The sequence below is a fragment of the Bacillus sp. ISL-77 genome (genome assembly GCF_018613105.1).
Window position 1 is genome coordinate 1 of the sequence record NZ_JAGGQY010000003.1, and the last position, 677, is coordinate 677.

The following is a 677-nucleotide window of genomic DNA, read 5'->3' on the forward strand; positions in this document are numbered from 1 at the left end:
AATAAACAAAAAGCTGATATTAACTGGTATTGTTCAATTAAAAATCCTCAACTGTTAGTGATCAAGGATTGTAATCATTCTTTTCCCTTGTAGTAGCGGACCGGCGGTCATGCCGGTGCCCTACGACTTTTTGGCGAGTATTGGATCGAGAAACTTAATTCATTGGGCTTCCTCGTCGGCCGAGGGGCCGTAGATGCCCGGCACCGGAATATCGAGAAGCCGCAAATAAACCCCGAGCTGCGCCCGGTGATGAACCATGTGGCTTAATCCGAAGGTGCGGAGCGCGATCGCCCGCGGCTCTCGGAGGATGATATGGTCGCCGTGGCGCAGCGTCCATTCCTCGCCGAGCGTTTTCTCTTCGCATTCGGCGAGCAGCTTTTCCAACTTGCCGACGTTTGCGTCGAACTCCTCCAGAACGTCAGCGCGTTTTTCCAAAGGCTCGCGCCTCAGCGGCACGGTCGAAATATCGAACTCCGGGTACTGAAAAATCGCGACTTGCCAGTTTAGCAGGTTGATCAGGTGCGTGGCCAGCCCGCCGAGCGTCATCGATTTCTCGTGCGGCTTCCACGACATATGCTCCTCGGGCAAGCGTTCCAGAATGCGGCGCGTAGTGGCCAGTTCATGCGTTGCGTCGCCGACGATCAGTTTTTTGACCATAAATTCCTCTCCTCCCTTAT

The 677-nt window shown here is 54.1% G+C and carries 1 protein-coding gene; it reads right to left on the bottom strand.

Going from position 1 to position 677, the window contains the following annotated elements; translation table 11 throughout:
- Positions 1–159: 159 nt before the first annotated feature.
- Positions 160–657, bottom strand: a complete 498-nt coding sequence (locus J7E77_RS01045; RefSeq protein WP_214711894.1) for a DinB family protein — start codon at positions 655–657, stop codon at positions 160–162.
- Positions 658–677: the final 20 nt, after the last annotated feature.

Bases quoted from the DNA above. Each gene is read 5' to 3' on its own strand.
- J7E77_RS01045 (WP_214711894.1), bottom strand. From the start codon at position 657: ATGGTCAAAAAACTGATCGTCGGCGACGCAACGCATGAACTGGCCACT.